This is a genomic window from Mesorhizobium alhagi CCNWXJ12-2 (assembly GCF_000236565.1).
In the GTDB taxonomy this organism is placed as follows: Bacteria; Pseudomonadota; Alphaproteobacteria; order Rhizobiales; family Rhizobiaceae; genus Allomesorhizobium; species Allomesorhizobium alhagi.
Genome location: NZ_AHAM01000233.1, coordinates 1 through 16588 on the forward strand (window position 1 = coordinate 1; position 16588 = coordinate 16588).

Sequence of the window (16588 nt, forward strand, 5' to 3'; positions counted from 1 at the left end):
TCGTCGGGGCGTCGGACACTGGCACGGGAGACGGCTCCAGCGTCGACGACCTCATCGATGCCGATGATGCGGATGCGCTGACGACCAGCGCAAACACGATATTTGTCCTGGTCGGCACCGCGATCAACCAGACCATCGGCACCGACGCGGATGGCTTCACGCTGGCCACCGGCCAGTCGCTCGTGTCATTCGCCAACGGCGCGGCGGTTGCATTGGGCAGCCCGCCGCCAAACGTGACGGGTGTCAACGTCGTCTCCGGTGCCACGCAGGCGGATCCGTTCGGGTTTGGCGCGCCGACGCTCGACAATACACTCGGCGGCAGCGCCATCGATCTTGCCGACGGAAACATCGTCTCGAACCTCATAGTCGCCTCCAATGCGACGGCGATCGACGGAACGGGTGGCATCGCCGGGTTCAACAGTTCCGGCGTCGAGATCCGCGGCGCAGCGACGGGCCTCTTCCTCGATGGTGCGCTCGGGACCCTCACGATCGACAACCTCAACATAACCGGTCCCGTCCAGAGCGGCATCGTGCTTGCCAACACGGCCGCGACGGTAAACTTCACCGGCACCACGACGGTGGCCGGCGCCGCAAATGCCGGCCTGCTTGCCGACAATTTCGACGGCACGGCCAGTTTCGCCGATCTCGACATTGCTGGAGGCGCCGGCACTGGCATCACCATCCTCAACGGGTCGAGTGGAGCGCTCACTTTCGGTGCCGCGAGTTCCATCGCCAACACCGGCGGCGCCGCGTTCTCGGTCGGCGGGTCTACCGTGACCGTGAACTACAATGGTACGATCACGCAGAACAACGCCGCGAGTGCCGTGCGCGTTGACGCAATGACCGGTGGCAGTGTCACGTTTGGCGGGCTGATAAGCGCCAGTACCGGCACCGCCGACGCCATCGCGCTCACCGGCAATGCCGGCGCCGCGATCAACTTCAACGGGCTGCAAATTGCCACGACCTCGGGTGTCGGCTTCAACGCCACCGGCGGCGGGACGATTTCAGTCGCCGGTGCCGGCAACACCATTGCCACCCAAACCGGCCGCATTCTAGCCTTCACTGATGTTTCGGTGGGCGCTGGGGGCGTCTCCTTCGCGAGCCTTGCGTCGACCGGCATAGTTTTTGGCGACTCTGTCCTGCTCTCGAATGTCGATGGTGGGGCCTTCAGTGGCGGTGCCGTAACGGTTGCCGATACCGATGGCGCCGGCAGCAACGGCATCGAGATCTCCGGCGGCTCGGCCGCGACATTCAACTTCGCCTCGGCCACGATCGACAACACGTCTGGTCACGGCATCAACCTCAACGGCGCCATTGGCGCCGTCGCCTTCACCACCGTCGATATCGACGGCACAGCCGGTCGCGGCATTGACATAGACAGCCCGACGGGTGCGGTCTCTGTCGGCGGTGGCACTATCGGGGCGACCTCTTCTCCGACAGGTTTTGGTATCAGGGTCGCCAACCAGGCGGCCGCGAGCGCCATTACGCTGACCGACCTTGCCGTCAGCACAACCGATTCCGACGCGCTGACTGTCATCAATTCAGCCGGCACTGTGACGATCAACGGAGGGTCGCTCAGCCATTCCGGTGTCTCGGACGCGCTCGACATTGATGGAGGGGCCGCGACAGTTGCCGTTTCCGCCGCGATTTCCCATTCCGGTTCGGGCCAGGCCGTTGAAATCGACGGCACGTCCGGCGCCATCACGATCTCGGGCGATGTTATGGCCAGCGGCGGTTCACAGCTTTTCGCCATAGGCAATATCACGGCTCCGACCGCCGGCACCATCAGCTTCACTGGTACCAATTTGACGGCCACCGGCGGCGGCAACGCAGTGGTTGCCGGATTGGGCGCCGGCGCTGCCCTTGACGTCACCGCAGCCCTTTCGATCACCGGCGCGACTGGCAACGCGCTATCGGTTTCCGGCGTCGCGGGCACCGTCGATTTTGGCGCGGTCACTCTCGATGGTAGTGGCGGTAATGGCATACTGGTCAACGGCAATTCGGGGGCGCTGACCTTCGGCACGACGAATGTCGCCTTGGGCGCGTCAGGAAATACAGCGGGCATTCGCGTAACCGGCGCCAACGCCGATGTTACTTTCGGGCAGACGACGATCGCTGGCGTCGGCGCGGGCCAGACTGGTATCGATTTCACCGGCAGCGACACCACCGCGACCTTCGGGGTCACCGCGATCACCGGCACTGGCGCGCTCACAGGCAGAGGCATCGATCTCTCGTCGACACTTAACAATCGTGTCGTCAATTTCGCCACCGGCTCTTCGATCGCCAACATCGGCATCGGCGTCGACCTGTCCAGCGGCCAGACCACCGCGACGACCGCCAACGCCAATTTCACATTTGGCGACGGCAGCTCGGCTGTGCCCAACGGACGTAATTCAACGATCGCGGCGGCGGCTGGCGGCTTCACGGTCAACACCGTAGGCCTTGATCCGACTTCGGGAACCTACGATTTCGACGATGTGTCCTTCACGGGCGACGCCAATCTGGTGGTCGCGCCCGATTCGGCGACCTTTGTTTCGCAGAATGGCGGACAGATTACCGTCGGCGACTTCGGCCTCAGCCAGACCATCAACACGATTTCGCTGGCCGATGCGGATGCGCTGACGGCGGCCGGCACGATCTTCGCCTTTGTCGGGCCGATAGATTTCGCGGCAGCCGGCTTCGACCTGGATGCCGGCCAGTCGATCACCGGTTTCGGCAACGGCAACATCGTGTCCTTCGGCACGATCCAGCCGACCAACGTTTTCGGCAATCTCGGCTCGACCGGCGGCGGTGTCACCGGCAATGAGGCAATCATTGCCGGTACGGACACTCTGTTCACGCTCGCCGGCGGAAACGAGATCCGGCACACGACGTTCGACCTGAGTTCGGGCGTGGTGGGCAGCGCCGTTTTTGCTGCGTCCACGGTCGCCGCTGGCAACGACATCACGATCGAGGGCGTCACCATCATCGGCGTCGGGCAGGGCAGGATCGCCTTCGACCTGACCAACGTTGCCTCGGATACTTTCATCCAGAACAACGACATCGCCATCGCCGGCACTTTGCTCGACGTCTCCGGCGGTTCGGGTGACATCACCATCACGCGCGGCATGCTGCCAAATGGCGGTCCGGCTGGCACGCTCACCGCTGGCCGGGTCATCGTTGACTCCAGGGCCGCCGGTTCGGCTGTCACGTTCGCTGATCAACTTACGCTGTCCAGCGGCGCGGCCGACGCCGTCCTCCTGACCGGCAATGCCGGCGCGGCGGTCTCCTTCGCCGGCCTCGACATCACCGCGACGACGGGCCGCGGCTTTGTGGCGACCGGCGGCACGATCAGCGTCGGCGGGGCGGACAACACGATCTCAACGACGACCGGGACCGCCATCGACCTCAGCGGCGTGGCCGTCGGCAGCGGCGGCATAAACTTCGCCACCGTCGGGGTCAATGGCGCGGCGACCGGCATCAATCTCACATCGGTCACTTCGGCCGGCGGTGGCATCGTGCTTGGAACGGTCGACCTGCAGAACGTCACCTCGCGCGGCGTCGACATCAACACAGCGCTCGGCGCGGCCCTTTCCATCTCCGATCTCGACATTTCGCTCAACAATTCGGCTGCGATTGCCTTCGACCTCAACGGAGCCGCACTTTCGGCCGCCGTCACGGCAGAGGATCTCGACGTCACCAACGCGGCAGCCGCAGGCACGTCGATCGGTGTCGATCTGCGCGGCACGACCGGCGGACAAATCGTACGGCTTGGTGACGCGACTGTCGCCAATCCGGCCTTCAGCTCGATTGCCGGCGTCAACACCGGCGTCTTCCTCAACGCCGCAACCAACGCCGCCTTCATCTTCGGCGACGGCGAATCGGCGACGAACCAGCAATCGACGATCAGCGCCATTGTCGGCATCGACGCGACCAGCGCGCCTGTTGCCGGGACCTATAATTTCCAGGACGTCGGATTCGCAGCCAGCCCCGGCAACGGCTTCGGAGTCGGCGACATCTACTTCGTCGCGGCGACCGCGACCGGCGACGGCAGCGGACGCGACGCTTCCAACCGCGCAACGCTGGCGACCGCCGAGGCGGCTTCCGGCCCCGAGGACGTTCTTGTCCTGATCGACGACGGCGGCATCATCTCGGCTGCCGGCTCGAACGGCAACGACACGCTTGTCCTCGACAGCAGCGAGCAGGTGCGCGGCTTCGGCAACGGCACGATCAATCTGGCGCTGACGGTGCCAAGCACGATCCAGCTCGCCAGCACCAACATCGCGATCGCCGACCCGACCGGCGGGGGTGCCGCGACGCTGACGACGAGCGCCGGCAACAACGCGATCACGCTCGGGGCGAGCGGCAACCGCATCGACGGCTTCATCCTCGACGGCAACCCGGCGGGCGCCGCGCGCGGCCTCATCGACAATGGCGCCGGCGCCACCGGCACGACCATCTCCAACATGACGATCCGCAACTTCGACAGTTTCGGCATCGAGATCACGCCGTCGACCAACACGACGATCGACAATGTCATCTTCTCGGGCAATGCGTCGGATGTGTTCCTGAACGCCGCCGGCACGACGATCACCAACGTCACCAGCACCGGCGCGACGGGCGTTGCGTTCCGGCTCGACAACGTCAGCGGCACGACGACGCTGACCAACATCTCGATTTCGGGCGCGGCAGGCGGTGGCATATCCTTCGGCGGCGTCTTGACCGGACCTACGGGAACGGTCAACGCGGCCAATATCGACATCGCCGGCACCGGCGGCGCCGCGCTGAGCATCGTCGGGGGCAACGCCACCTTCAACTTCGCCGCAACCAGCTCGATCGATATCACCACGGGGACTGCGGTTTCGATCGCCGACCGGGCCGGCGGCAGCTTCACCTTCGCCGGCACGGTTGTGTCCAACGGGGCGGCGAACGGCATCAGCGTTTCGGGCGCGACCGCCTCGAACACAGTGAGCTTTACCGGCGCCGTCGACCTCGGCGTGGGCACGAGGCTCACCGGCGAGGCGGTCTCGCTCGCCAACGTGAACACCACAACCAGCTTCTCTAACATCGATATCGTCACCAGCGGCACGACCGGCTTTTCCGCCACCGGCGGTGGCACCGTCAACGTGACGGCGGGAACGGTAAATGCAACGACCGCCCAGGCGGTGAACCTGAGCGGCGTCGCCGCCGGCATCAACTTCGCCTCGACCACGTCGACCGGCGGTACGCAAAACGTCTCAATGACCAACGTCACCGGTACGGTGAACCTTGGCGCCGGCGCGCTGAGCGGCGCCACCGGTTCTGCATTTTCCGTATCGGGCGGCAGCGCCAATATCGACTACAACGGCAGCATTACGCACTCCGGCAATGCGGTCGCCGTCCTCGTCCAGAACCATACGGGCACGGGCGGCGGCGCCAGCACGATCTCCTTCGACGGCGCCATAACCTCGAACGGCAGCAGCGACGGCATCGGCCTGGCCAGCAATGGCGGTACCAACGGCACCACGATCAATTTCACCAACACGCTGACCATCAACACCAGCGCCAGCAACTCCACCGGCTTCAGCGCCACCGGCGGTGGCACGGTGACGGCGACAGGCGCCGGCAACACCATCAATTCGGGCAGCGGTACGGCGCTGAACGTCGTCAACACCAACATCGGCGCCGCCGGCGTCACGTTCCAGTCGATCTCGTCGAGCGGCGCCGCCAGCGGCATCGTGCTCAATAACACCGGGACGACGGCAGGTGTTCACGGTGGGCTGACGGTGACGGGCGACGGCGGCGCCACGGCCAACGGCTCCGGTGGCGTCATCAATGGCTCGACCGGGGCTGGGATCTTGCTCGCGAGCACACGTGATGTGTCACTGGATCAAATCAACGTCACGAACGGCGGCGATGATGGCATCCATGGCGTCGGCGTCGTCAACTTCACGCTCAACCGTTCCAACATAACCGGCAACGGCAACAGCACCACCGACGATGGCCTGCAATTTGGCGAAGCTGCCGGAGCAGTTGTCGGCGTTACCGGCAACGTTTCGATCCTTGCCAGCTCGATCAGCGGCAACGCGCACAACAACGTGCACATCCGCAACACATCCGGCACGATCGCCAACCTGACGGTCACCAACAGCAGCTTCAACAATCTCAACGACACGTCCGGCGCCAATTCGTTCCTTTTTGAGGCGTCCGGCACCTCGACCATCACAGAGGCCTTCCTCACCGGAAACACGTTCGCCAACAACTCGCCGCAGCGCGCGCTGGAAGTGCAGGCACACGACACAGCCACAATCTCGGATTTCGTGGTGAGCGGAAACACCTTCAATGCCAACGGTATCCACGCCAGCTTTACGCAGGACGGCTCGAGCAATCTCGAATTTTATCTGGTCAACAACAACATCACCACGCCGAACACGGTCGACAACGTTCTTCAAGCTGTCAACGTGTTCTCGTCATCGCAGTCGACGGGGGGAACCATCGTCGGCACGATCTCCGGCAATACCATCAACACAAACCAGGAAGACATCAGCGGGATCTCGATCGTTATCCAGGGACGAACGGATGCGACGCTGCTCATCGACAACAATGATGTCACGGGCGCCGGCCCGTTCGGCAACCGTGGTATTACAGTGGCCTTCCGCGGTCCGACCGCTGCGCTCGGTCCCCAAATCACCCATGACGTCACGATCACCAACAACGTTGTCGACAACGTCACCGGCGGTGGCGGCTTCGCGCTGGCGGCGATCTCGGTGGAAGCCGACAACCAGTCGGGGTCTTTCGCGACCGCACCGATCGTGCGCGCCGACATTCGCGGCAATACAGTGCCGGGTACGGCGGCATTCGATCTGACGTCCGGCCACATACAGTTCTACGAGTACGACGGCGACGGCACCCCCAATGAAGGTCAGGACGGAATCGGCCAGTTGATCAATACGACTGGTGCGGCCAACGCTACCGCTCAGTTGTCGAGTACCAACACTGGCAGCGTCGCTGCCGTCGGCATCGACCTCATCGCCGGGCCGATCAATACGCCGCCGCCCGTGCCGACGCCACTGATGGCCGCGTCCGGTGGTGTCGAAGCCATCGGCGAGGATCTTTGGGGACACGTGCTCACCGGCGATACGCTGGACAGCCTTATCGCCGCGGCCATCGAACGCTGGGCCGCAACCGGACTGAGCGACGAACAGCTCGCGGCGCTCAACGCGGTGACGTTCGAGATCGCCGATCTTGACGGCAACTATCTCGGTCTCGCCGAGGGTAACCATGTCCGCCTCGATGACGACGGCAATGGCGCCGGTTGGTATGTCGATGCTACGCCGCTGACCGACGAGGAGTTCGCCAACCAGTCCAGCGACACGCAACTGCTTGCGGACGGAACGCAGGCTCCTGCGGGCCAGTACGATCTCCTGACGACGATCATGCATGAGATGGGACATGTTCTGGGCATTGGCGACACATACGCGACCGATCTGAGCTCGACCCTGATGTATGGCTGGCTGACAACCGGCGAACGCCGGCTCCCAAATATCATATACAGTCCGCAGGATACTTACTATTCGGCGTCTCTGATTGAGTAATTCCGTTGCGCAGTCGAAGTGTTTTTAACGTATGGTTAACCAACCGTTCGCCGATCACCAGTTCTTTTAATAGGCATCGTTCCGTTATTTTAATGGAAGGCTGTAGACTTCACCGCAGGCGTGTGTATTCTGTTTTCAGAGAATTGAGGGGGATATGTCGTGGCGGAGCCGTTTCTGTCGGAAATTCGGATCATGTCTTTCGTTTTCCCGCCCAAAGGGTGGGCTCTTTGCAACGGACAACTGCTTCCGATCAACCAGAACCAGGCGCTGTTTTCGCTGCTCGGAACGACCTTCGGCGGCGATGGCCGAGTGAATTTCGCACTGCCTGACTATCGGGGGCGCACCCCCATCCATGTCGGTTCAGGCCACACGCTCGGCGAGCGTGGAGGCGAGCAGGCGCACACGCTGTCGATCGCGGAACTGCCTACTCACACGCACACCGCCAACGCATCGCCCAGCGACGCCACTGCACCAATTGCGGCGGGCAATTTGCCGGCTCGGGCTGCGCCAGCCAATCCCTATATCGCCCCGACAAGCCTCGGCGCCCTCAATCCGGCGACTACGGCTAATACCGGCGGCAGCCAGGCGCATCTTAACATGCAGCCGTTCCTGACTTTGAGCTTCTGTATCGCCCTTCAGGGCATCTTCCCCTCGCCGAACTAGGAGGCATCGATGGCACAGCCTTATGTTGGCGAAATACGCATGTTCGGCGGCAATTTCGCGCCGGCCGGTTGGATGTTTTGCGAAGGTCAGCTTCTGCCTATCTCGGAGAACGAGACGCTGTTCCAGTTGATCGGGACGACGTATGGCGGCGACGGTCAATCGACCTTCGCCTTACCCGATTTGCGAGGGCGGATTCCGATTCACCAAGGCAACGGCTTTATCCTGGCCGAGAATGGCGGCGCCGAGGAAATCACGCTGACGGTCAACCAGATCGCGTCGCATACTCATCCGTTCCTGGGAGCCAACGCGGTCGCGAACGATCCCAATCCGGGCAATAACCTCGTCGGCGAATCATCGGCGATCAGCATGTTTCAGAGCGCCAGTCCAAATGCGCCGATGGCCCCGCAAATGGTAGGTTCGACTGGCGGAAGCCAGCCGCACACCAATTTCCAGCCCTATCTGTGCATCAGCTTCATTATCTCGCTGTTCGGGATTTTCGCGAGCCCGACCTGAGAGGACATCATGGCCGACCCCTTTGTCGCCGAGATTCGCATTTTTCCGTTCAATTTCGCGCCCAAGGGCTGGGCGTGGTGCGACGGCCAGCTTCTGCCGCTATCACAGAACACGGCCTTGTTTTCACTGCTCGGCACGACCTATGGCGGCAACGGCAAGTCGAATTTCGCGCTGCCTGACCTGCAGGGGCGCGCGCCGATGCATCCGGGGCAGGGACCTGGCCTTTCACTCCACGACCTTGGCGAGACGGGCGGATCGGAGACGGTCACCTTGCTCGAATCCGAAATGCCGGCGCATAGCCACTCGGTGACGGCCCAAAACGCGCCTGGCAACAGGACCAATCCTGTCGGCAACAGCTTTGCCCGCCTGTCGAGCGGCAACACATATATACCTCCTACAGGGGCGCCAATTGTCCCGATGTCGGATCAAACGCTGGCTCCCGCCGGCGGCGACCAGCCGCACAACAATCTGCAGCCTTATCTGACATGCTATTTCTGCATCGCGCTGCAGGGTGTCTTCCCGCCGCGTCCGTGAGCGGGAAGACGCCGCGCCGATCATCCCATGCCGCGATACCAGGAGACCACGGTGAAACGCTCGCCATGGGTGACCGGGGTGACCTCATGCGTCGTCTCCGACCGAAAAGCCACGAGCGAGCCCGGCGTCGCCTGCATCGCAACGCGCAGATCCGGACCGCTGTAAGGGCCATGCAGCACGAGCGAGCCCCCCGCGTAGGTTCCGGCCGATCGATCGTCCGACTGAAGGTTGAGGAATATCACCGCCGAGATCCTGCGAAATCGCGACTCGTCGAAGATGAGCGGCGTGTTGCCGTCCTGGTGCGGCACGAAGAAATCGCCCTCCCGGTAGTGCAGGAACTGCGGTTTCTCGCAGACGCTGAGCGGCAGGCCGAAATGCCGTTCCAGCGTTTGCCTCTGCGCCGTCAGCAGGCCGATCACGCTGGCTTCCATCTCCGGCGATACCTGCGCGCGTCTTGTCCTGCGCACCTCCTGCCATGCGGGCTGCCGGTCGGGGCGCCCCATCAGGCCGGCGGGGCCGCCCGACGCCGCGCCAATTTCGGCGCGCAGCGCTCTGCACTCGGCCTCGTCCAACACGCCTGCGATCTCGATGAAATCGATCATGGGCCCTCGCTTTTCGACCCGCCGGCGGCGTTGTTTCGTTCAAGCGCCCCGGCAAGGGTGGCATCGCATGGCTGATCCTACGGCCACGCAAGCCGTCACGCCAGCCGGTGGCGATTGGCGACGCATTGTCGCTCTTGGCCTTTCTCTTCGGCCGATCGGCGAGAGCGATCTCGGCTTCCTCTCCACGCTCTACGCGTCCACGCGCATGGAAGAGCTCGCCCAGACCGGCTGGCCCGAGGCCGCCAAGCAGGAATTCCTCGCCCAGCAATTTGCGGCGCAGCACCAGCATTACATGCGCCACTATCCGGGCGCGGAATGGCTGATCGTCGAGCAGGACGGAGTGGCGATCGGCCGGCTTTATCTCGTTCACTGGGCCCGTGAGTGCCGCATCATCGACATCGCCTTTCTGCCGGGAGCGCGGGGCAGGGGTTTTGGCACGGCCGCGCTCGGCGACCTGATCGACCGGGCGGGCGACAGGTTCGTCAGCATCCATGTCGAGCGAATGAACCCGGCGCTTGCGCTCTATCGCAGGCTGGGGTTCGACCTCGCGGAGGACAAGGGCGTCTATCTGCTGCTGGAGCGCCGCCCCGTCCCTAGGTGAAGATCGCTTCGTAAAGGATGCCGGAATTGTCCTTGCCCACCGGAACGATGAACAGATCCAAAGTGCCCAGCGCCGCATGGCTGAGCCGATAGATGGATTGCCGCAGCGGGGGCGTGGGCGGTCCCAGGAAGTGGAGCGCGAAGGCGCCGCCTTCCCGCAAGGCTGCGCCCAGCGGCCTTGCCGCCTTCAACGTCAAGGCAATGTCCGCGCCGTTGCCGGCTACTGCGAAAACCTCGCCGAGATGAGGTTCGAATTGGGAAATCGTCAGGTTTTCGATCATGGTGTCCTGCGGGGCCGCTACAATCGGCGGCAGTTTCGCGTGGCGAAAGGATGCTGTCCATAGCGAAGGGTTCGAGGCTGGCGGCCTGTGCTCGAATATTCAAATGGGGTCTGACTTTACCGGCTGTTTGGTCTAGAAGGCGGCGGGGAGAGACGTAACGAGCGGGAGTGCAAATCATGGCCGACACCAACGGAAGCGGGACAACGGGCGCCGCCGGCAAGGCCGGTGCGCAATCGCCGCAATTGCCGATGTTCTACAAAACCCCAGAGGCGGTGACTCCAAATCGGCACGGCACGCTCAGCCTCGTCATCAGGCCGGATTTCGGTTTCGCGGCCTTGGCGCACGCGCTTCCGATCATGGCGTCCGAAATGCCGGCCGCAATGCGCTCCTATCCGATTGTCTTCGTCGGCCCGCAAAAGGCGCCGGTGGTGATCACCGGGCTGCGTCAGCACGAGAACCTGTTTGTCGAGCCGGACGGATCCTGGAGCGCGCCCCATTATGTCCCGGCCTATGTCCGCCGCTATCCGTTCGTGCTGGCCGAGGATGCGCAGCAACCGGGCAAGCTGACATTGTGCATAGACCGCGAGAGCGACCGTATCGTGGAGACCGGGGCGGCGCCGCTGATCGGTGGCGACAACACCGTCACCACGCCCCTCTTCAACGGCGCCGAACCGACCCAAGCGACCAGCGGCGCGCTGGAATTCTGCAACCAGTACCAGATCGGATACAACGCCACGCGCGTGATGATCGCGAAGATCGGTGCGCTGGGCCTGTTCGTCACGCGCCGCAGCACGGTCACGCTGGAAAACAAGGAAGTGCTGAACCTCACCGATTTCCAGGTGGTGGATGAGGCCGCGCTCAATGCACTTTCCGACGGCGATTTCCTGGATCTGAGGAAATCCGGCGCGCTGGCGCTGATCTACTGTCACCTTGCATCGTCCCACAGCTGGAACGCGCTGGCTTATCAGGCGACGCTGAGGAAAGCCCGCTGACAATCAGGCGAGCGTGAACAGTTCGCGTTCGTGCGACAGTCCCCGCAGCGCGTGGCTGCCGAGTCAACGCACCTTGCGTCCACAGGCCGCCGCGAAGCCTTCCGAGAACAGCAACGGCACGCCGAGCTTGCCGCACGGTAGAAGACTTCGCCGAGATGGAGACCGATGTCGAGGTCGAGCCGTGTTTCGCCGGCATGGCGTTCATTCACCGCGTAAATTGCGTGACAGGGCTTCCTGCGCAGCGGCCACCGCGGCGGCGCAAGCCTCATCAGGTGAGCCGCCGGAGCAATGTGAAATACCGCCAGCAGCCCGTCGCCCATGAACTTCAGCACCTCGCCGCCGCGCTCAGCCACTGGTTCGGCCATGGCGTCGAAATGTTCGTCAAGCCTGGCAATCAGTTTTTCGGCGGGCATCGTATCGGCCAGGCTGGTGAAACCGCGCAAATCGGCAAACAGCAAGGCGGCGTAGATTGTGTCGCCCAAGCCGCGGCGTATTTCTCCGTTTAGTACGCGCCGCCCGGCGGACAGGCCGACATAGGTGTCGAGCATATCGGCGGCGAGGTCGAGCAGGGCGATGCGGTAGGCTGCGAGGCCGATCAGCGGGCTCAGCCTGCCCAGCATGGCGAGCTCGCCGTCGGTGAAACCGGCCGGGCGGTCGGTGGTAAAGGAAAGCACCAGCCCCGGCATGCTCGGGGCTGCCTCGTTCTGAAAGGCGAGAAGAGCCGCGAAATGGTCGGTGGCGCCGGCCTTCTTGAAGCCGGCCAGAATGGCGAACCCGCCATCGCCATCCTGCTCCTCCAGCCTCCAGCGACGCTTTTCCTGTCCAGGGGAGAAACTCGTCAACGTCTGACACTTGGTGCCGGAGTCGTAGGCCCGATCAGGGTGGCGAGCCGTCATTCCGATCGGTCGCTCGGGCGAACCAGATGCGCTATTGAACTAAACCGCCGTTCCCGACGGTTCTCCGAACCGTGGACGTTCAGGCTCCGGCAGGTGTCGCCCCCTTTGCCGACCTTCCCTGACGGTAGGTCAAGAGAAAGTCATGACCCTTAGCGGTCACTCTAGAGTCAAAGGATGAAGGCCTGCACTACATGCCAAGAGCTGCCGTTGGGGCATTGTCTTGCGAGCGCGCCATCAACGCTACGGCCTCGTGCGAGCGAGCGTGGCGAAGCGGCTCGCGAGCGCCAAGCCTCTGCGCAGTTATGTCTATCGGGCAAGCTGCAATTCCTGCGTCTTCGGTTTGAGCTCCTCGCGCAGCAGATCGACGAACATCCGCACTTTCGCCGAAAGGTTCAGCCGCTCCGGGTAGACGGCCATGATGTCGGCCTGAGTGTAGTGGCGCGGCAGAACGATCTGCAACCGGCCTGATCTGACATGCGGGGCGATGTCCCATTCCGATCGCAGCATGATACCATGGCCGTCGAGCACCCAGGAGACGGCGATCTCGCCGTCATTGGTCGCCAGCGCGCCGGCAACGCGCACGCCTTGGTCGTCGCCCAGCCTCCAGATGTCGTAGGCCGCATGTTCCTGGCGAAGAACGATGCACGAGTGGTGCGCGAGATCGGCCAACCGGCGTGGAACGCCGCGGGCCGCCAGATAGGACGGCGCGGCAACCAGCATCCGCCTGTTGCGCAGGAGCAGAGCCGTCACGTGCCGCGTCGCCGTGGGCGGCCCGAAGCGGATCTGCAAATCGAACCCGTCCTCGATCAGATTCAGCGGCGCGTCCGTGAGCACCAGTTGCACCTGCACCTGCGGATACCGGATGGAGAATTTCGAGATCGCGGGCGCGATGTACTCGCGGCCGAACTGGAACGTCGCGTTGATCCGCAAAAGCCCCTGCGGTTCGCCTCGCGCCGAGATAATCGCTTCCTCGGCAGCCGCGATACGGTTGATGATCTCGTGCGAGACTGAAAGATAGGCCTCGCCCTCGCTGGTCAGGCTGAGCCGTCGCGTGGTGCGGTTGACCAACCGCACCCCCAGTCTGTCCTCGATCCGGGCAAGCCGGCGACTGACCGCTGAGGCTGTAATTCCGAGTTCGAGGGCGGCCTGTGTCAGGCTGTTGCGCTGTGCGACCACCGTGAAGAACCGCATGTCGCTCTCGCCGCTCATGTCATCTCCATTCGTTCATCAAACGCAATAATGAAGTGAAATATCGGAATTTCCAAACGTAGATTTCAGAAGTTAACGTGTCGGCGTCGCCGATGGACCGTGTCGGTCCCAAGGGATGCGCAGTTCGATGAGGAAGGAAGTCCTGATGCGCAGACAATGTAGGTCGGCATGCTGCCTGCCTGCCGAAGCTTTTTCTTGAAACAAGCGTCCCCGACATTTTCTTCGGGGATGATCTCTGGGAGGATAACCATGAATATCAAATTGACCCTCGTCGCAGGCACAGCGCTTGCGTTGCTGACTGCCCTGCCGGCCCCAGCACAACCGGTCGAAGAGTTTCCGACCAAGCCGATGACCTACATCATCCCGTTCAATGCCGGTGGTGAATCCGATGTCTCCGCGCGCTACCAGCAGAGCGTCTGGAAGGATGTCACCGAACAGGACGTGGTCATCCAATACCAGCCCGGCGCCGGCGGCGCGCAGGCATGGTCGCAGCTTAACCAGATAGAGGGCGACGGCTATACGATCATGGGCATCAACCTGCCGCACACGGTGCTGCAGCCGATGGAAGGCTCGGTCGGCTATGCCACCGACGAGCTGACGCCCGTCCACTATTTCCACTATACGCCGAATGCGATCTTCGTGCAGAAGGACAGCGAGTTCAAAACGCTCGAACAACTCGTAGCCTATGCGAAGGAAAACCCCGGAATGGTGACCTTTGCCGGTTCGGGCGCCAATTCGGCCAATAATCTCGGTCAGGCCAAGTTCGACAAACTGGCCGGCATCACCACCACCTATGTGCCCTTCTCGGGCACCGGTCCGTCAATGACGGCGATCCTCGGCGGACAGACCATCGCCGGCTTCAACTACGTGACATCCGGAGTGAACGTGGGCGAGGACCTCAGGATGCTCGCCGTGGCCTCCGACGAGCGGCTGCCGGCCTTCCCGGACGTGCCGACCTTCAAGGAACTCGGCTATGACATGGCCGGCGGGGCCTATCGTGGCGTAGCAGTGCCCGACTCCACCCCGGAAGAACTGCGCCAGCGCATCTCCGACATTGTCCAACAGATCAACGAACACCCCGACTTCAAGAAGAAGATGGAAGACGGAGGCTTCGTGCTGACCGACATCACCTACGACAAGATGGACGCGTTCATGGAGGAGATGAAGGCAGAATACGCTGCGGGCGCCGAGGCCCTCGGCATCGGCAAGTAGGGAGAACGCCGGATGGAACTGTTCGGCTATTTCCTGGACGCGCTCAGCCCGTTCAATCTGGTGCTCGCCCTCGGCGGCGTGGTGCTGGGGACGATCATCGGGGCTCTTCCGGGACTGTCGGCGACGATGGCGGTGGCCGTTCTGGTTCCGTTCACCTTCACCATGAACCCCGCCGCGGGCCTGATCGCGCTTGGCGCAATCTATACGGGCGCTATCTACGGCGGGGCCTTTGCGGCGATCCTGGTCAACACACCGGGGACTCCATCCTCCATCGCCACCACTTTTGATGGCTATCCCATGGCCCGGCGAGGCGATGGAGGCCTTGCCATCACGCTTGCCACCATCGCCTCGGTGGTGGGCGGGCTGGTGGGGACGCTCAGCCTTCTGCTGCTCGCTCCGCCGCTCGCCAAGGTGGCGCTTGTCTTCGGTCCTTCGGAATACTTCTGGCTTGCCATTTTCGGCCTGACCCTGATTTCGGCGCTCTCGGTCGGCAACACGCTGAAGGGGCTGATCGGCGCGTGTCTCGGCCTTCTCATGTCCATGGTCGGCGTCGCCGTCGTGGGCGGCGACGTGCGTTATACGCTCGGTTCGCAAGCTTTCCTCGGCGGTATCGACTATGTCGCCGCGTTGATCGGCCTCTACTGCGTGCCGGTGATCATCGACCTCGTGGCTACCAAGGATCCGCATCTCAAGATCACCGGCGGCGCCGACGGGATCAGGTTCGGCGAAGCGGCCGACATCTGCTGGCGCCAGAAGTTCAACGTCGCCCGCTCCTCGGTGATCGGAACCGTCATCGGCATCCTCCCCGGGGCCGGTGGCTCGATCGCCGGCCTCGTCAGCTATTCCGAGGCGCGCAGGTCATCGCCACGTGCAGCCTATTTCGGCAAGGGTGAGCCCGACGGCGTCATCGCCACCGAGGCGGCCAACAATGCCACGGTCGGTGGCGGCTTCATCCCCACCCTGGTGCTCGGCATCCCGGGCACCCCACCCGACGCCATCATCCTTGGCGCGCTACTGGTCCAGGGCATCAAGATCGGGCCAACATTATTCGCGTCCGAAGGGCACATCGTCTACACCTTCATCTACGGCCTTCTGATCGCAACCATCCTGATGCTGCCGGCGGGCCTGCTGATCGGGCGCTATGCCTACAAGTCGGTCATCGCCTTCCCGAAATCGCTCCTGGTCCCGACGGTAGCGTTCCTGACTGTCATCGGCTCCTTCGCCGTTCATTCGAACGTGCAGGACACCCAGCTCATGCTGGGGATCGGCATCATCGCCTGGTTCATCAACCGGTACGGCTTCTCACCCTCGCCGATCGTGCTGGGGCTGGTGCTCGGCTCGATTGCCGAGCAGGGGTTCGTGCAGAGCTATCTCATCGGCAATGCGACCGGAAACCTGTTCGGCATGTTCTTCGGCCGTCCGATCAGCATCGCCATCGTTCTCGCCGCGCTGATCACGCTGCTCTATCCCTTCTGGGCCGACTACCGAGCCAGGAAACGGGGCGCCGCCGCCCTGACAGAAGTGGCTACACAC

The 16588-nt window shown here is 63.2% G+C and carries 11 protein-coding genes and 1 pseudogene; 8 read left to right on the forward strand and 4 right to left on the reverse strand.

All coding sequences use genetic code 11. The features are described from left to right. From MAXJ12_RS37800 to MAXJ12_RS25475, 4 genes and pseudogenes are all read left to right on the forward strand, one after another. Positions 1 to 7553: pseudogene (locus MAXJ12_RS37800) on the forward strand (S-layer family protein); the annotation flags it as partial. 192 nt (positions 7554 to 7745) lie between these two features. Then, on the forward strand, positions 7746 to 8216 hold the full coding sequence (locus MAXJ12_RS25465) for a phage tail protein (RefSeq protein ID WP_008838949.1): 471 nt from the start codon (positions 7746 to 7748) through the stop codon (positions 8214 to 8216). Between the two features lie 9 nt (positions 8217 to 8225). Continuing rightward, complete coding sequence (locus tag MAXJ12_RS25470) at positions 8226 to 8729, forward strand: phage tail protein (RefSeq protein ID WP_040587983.1); 504 nt, start codon at positions 8226 to 8228, stop codon at positions 8727 to 8729. Between the two features lie 9 nt (positions 8730 to 8738). After that, positions 8739 to 9263: a phage tail protein gene (locus MAXJ12_RS25475; RefSeq protein WP_008838951.1), complete on the forward strand. Its 525-nt coding sequence runs from the start codon at positions 8739 to 8741 to the stop codon at positions 9261 to 9263. 20 nt (positions 9264 to 9283) lie between these two features. Here the strand turns inward: MAXJ12_RS25475 and MAXJ12_RS25480 are convergent, their stop codons facing one another. Further along, positions 9284 to 9865, reverse strand: coding sequence for a 2OG-Fe(II) oxygenase (locus MAXJ12_RS25480; RefSeq protein WP_008838952.1), 582 nt, complete (start codon positions 9863 to 9865; stop codon positions 9284 to 9286). A 67-nt stretch (positions 9866 to 9932) separates the two neighbouring features. Between MAXJ12_RS25480 and MAXJ12_RS25485 the strand changes: the two genes are divergently transcribed. Beyond that, positions 9933 to 10466 carry a GNAT family N-acetyltransferase gene (locus MAXJ12_RS25485; protein WP_008838953.1) on the forward strand — a complete coding sequence of 178 codons (534 nt, stop codon included), beginning with the start codon at positions 9933 to 9935 and terminating at the stop codon, positions 10464 to 10466. On the opposite strand, the gene MAXJ12_RS25490 is transcribed toward MAXJ12_RS25485, so the two are convergent. Then, the gene (locus MAXJ12_RS25490) at positions 10459 to 10746 is read right to left on the reverse strand and encodes a DUF6916 family protein (RefSeq protein WP_008838954.1); all 288 of its coding nucleotides are present in this window, start codon (positions 10744 to 10746) and stop codon (positions 10459 to 10461) included. The genes MAXJ12_RS25485 and MAXJ12_RS25490 overlap by 8 nt on opposite strands. Before the next feature lie 176 nt (positions 10747 to 10922). On the opposite strand from MAXJ12_RS25490, the gene MAXJ12_RS25495 reads away from it, so the two are divergent. Next, the gene (locus tag MAXJ12_RS25495; RefSeq protein ID WP_008838955.1) at positions 10923 to 11738 is read left to right on the forward strand and encodes a SapC family protein; all 816 of its coding nucleotides are present in this window, start codon (positions 10923 to 10925) and stop codon (positions 11736 to 11738) included. On the opposite strand, the gene MAXJ12_RS25500 is transcribed toward MAXJ12_RS25495, so the two are convergent. Further along, positions 11711 to 12580 carry an adenylate/guanylate cyclase domain-containing protein gene (locus MAXJ12_RS25500; protein WP_008838956.1) on the reverse strand — a complete coding sequence of 290 codons (870 nt, stop codon included), beginning with the start codon at positions 12578 to 12580 and terminating at the stop codon, positions 11711 to 11713. The genes MAXJ12_RS25495 and MAXJ12_RS25500 overlap by 28 nt on opposite strands. A 360-nt stretch (positions 12581 to 12940) precedes the next feature. Beyond that, entirely contained in the window at positions 12941 to 13843 is a 903-nt protein-coding gene (locus MAXJ12_RS25505) for a LysR family transcriptional regulator (protein WP_008838957.1), read from the reverse strand. Between the two features lie 249 nt (positions 13844 to 14092). On the opposite strand from MAXJ12_RS25505, the gene MAXJ12_RS25510 reads away from it, so the two are divergent. Both MAXJ12_RS25510 and MAXJ12_RS25515 read left to right on the forward strand, forming a co-directional pair. After that, positions 14093 to 15055: a tripartite tricarboxylate transporter substrate binding protein gene (locus MAXJ12_RS25510; RefSeq protein WP_008838958.1), complete on the forward strand. Its 963-nt coding sequence runs from the start codon at positions 14093 to 14095 to the stop codon at positions 15053 to 15055. A 12-nt stretch (positions 15056 to 15067) separates the two neighbouring features. Next, positions 15068 to 16588 (forward strand): tripartite tricarboxylate transporter permease (locus tag MAXJ12_RS25515; protein ID WP_008838959.1); only part of this gene is annotated, 1521 nt, incomplete at its 3' end.

Excerpts from the sequence above, each read along its gene's own strand:
- MAXJ12_RS25465 (WP_008838949.1), top strand. The coding sequence starts at position 7,746 with ATGTCTTTCGTTTTCCCGCCCAAAGGGTGGGCTCTTTGCAACGGACAA.
- MAXJ12_RS25470 (WP_040587983.1), top strand. The coding sequence starts at position 8,226 with ATGGCACAGCCTTATGTTGGCGAAATACGCATGTTCGGCGGCAATTTC.
- MAXJ12_RS25475 (WP_008838951.1), top strand. The coding sequence starts at position 8,739 with ATGGCCGACCCCTTTGTCGCCGAGATTCGCATTTTTCCGTTCAATTTC.
- MAXJ12_RS25480 (WP_008838952.1), bottom strand. The coding sequence starts at position 9,865 with ATGATCGATTTCATCGAGATCGCAGGCGTGTTGGACGAGGCCGAGTGC.
- MAXJ12_RS25485 (WP_008838953.1), top strand. The coding sequence starts at position 9,933 with ATGGCTGATCCTACGGCCACGCAAGCCGTCACGCCAGCCGGTGGCGAT.
- MAXJ12_RS25490 (WP_008838954.1), bottom strand. The coding sequence starts at position 10,746 with ATGATCGAAAACCTGACGATTTCCCAATTCGAACCTCATCTCGGCGAG.
- MAXJ12_RS25495 (WP_008838955.1), top strand. The coding sequence starts at position 10,923 with ATGGCCGACACCAACGGAAGCGGGACAACGGGCGCCGCCGGCAAGGCC.
- MAXJ12_RS25505 (WP_008838957.1), bottom strand. The coding sequence starts at position 13,843 with ATGAGCGGCGAGAGCGACATGCGGTTCTTCACGGTGGTCGCACAGCGC.
- MAXJ12_RS25510 (WP_008838958.1), top strand. The coding sequence starts at position 14,093 with ATGAATATCAAATTGACCCTCGTCGCAGGCACAGCGCTTGCGTTGCTG.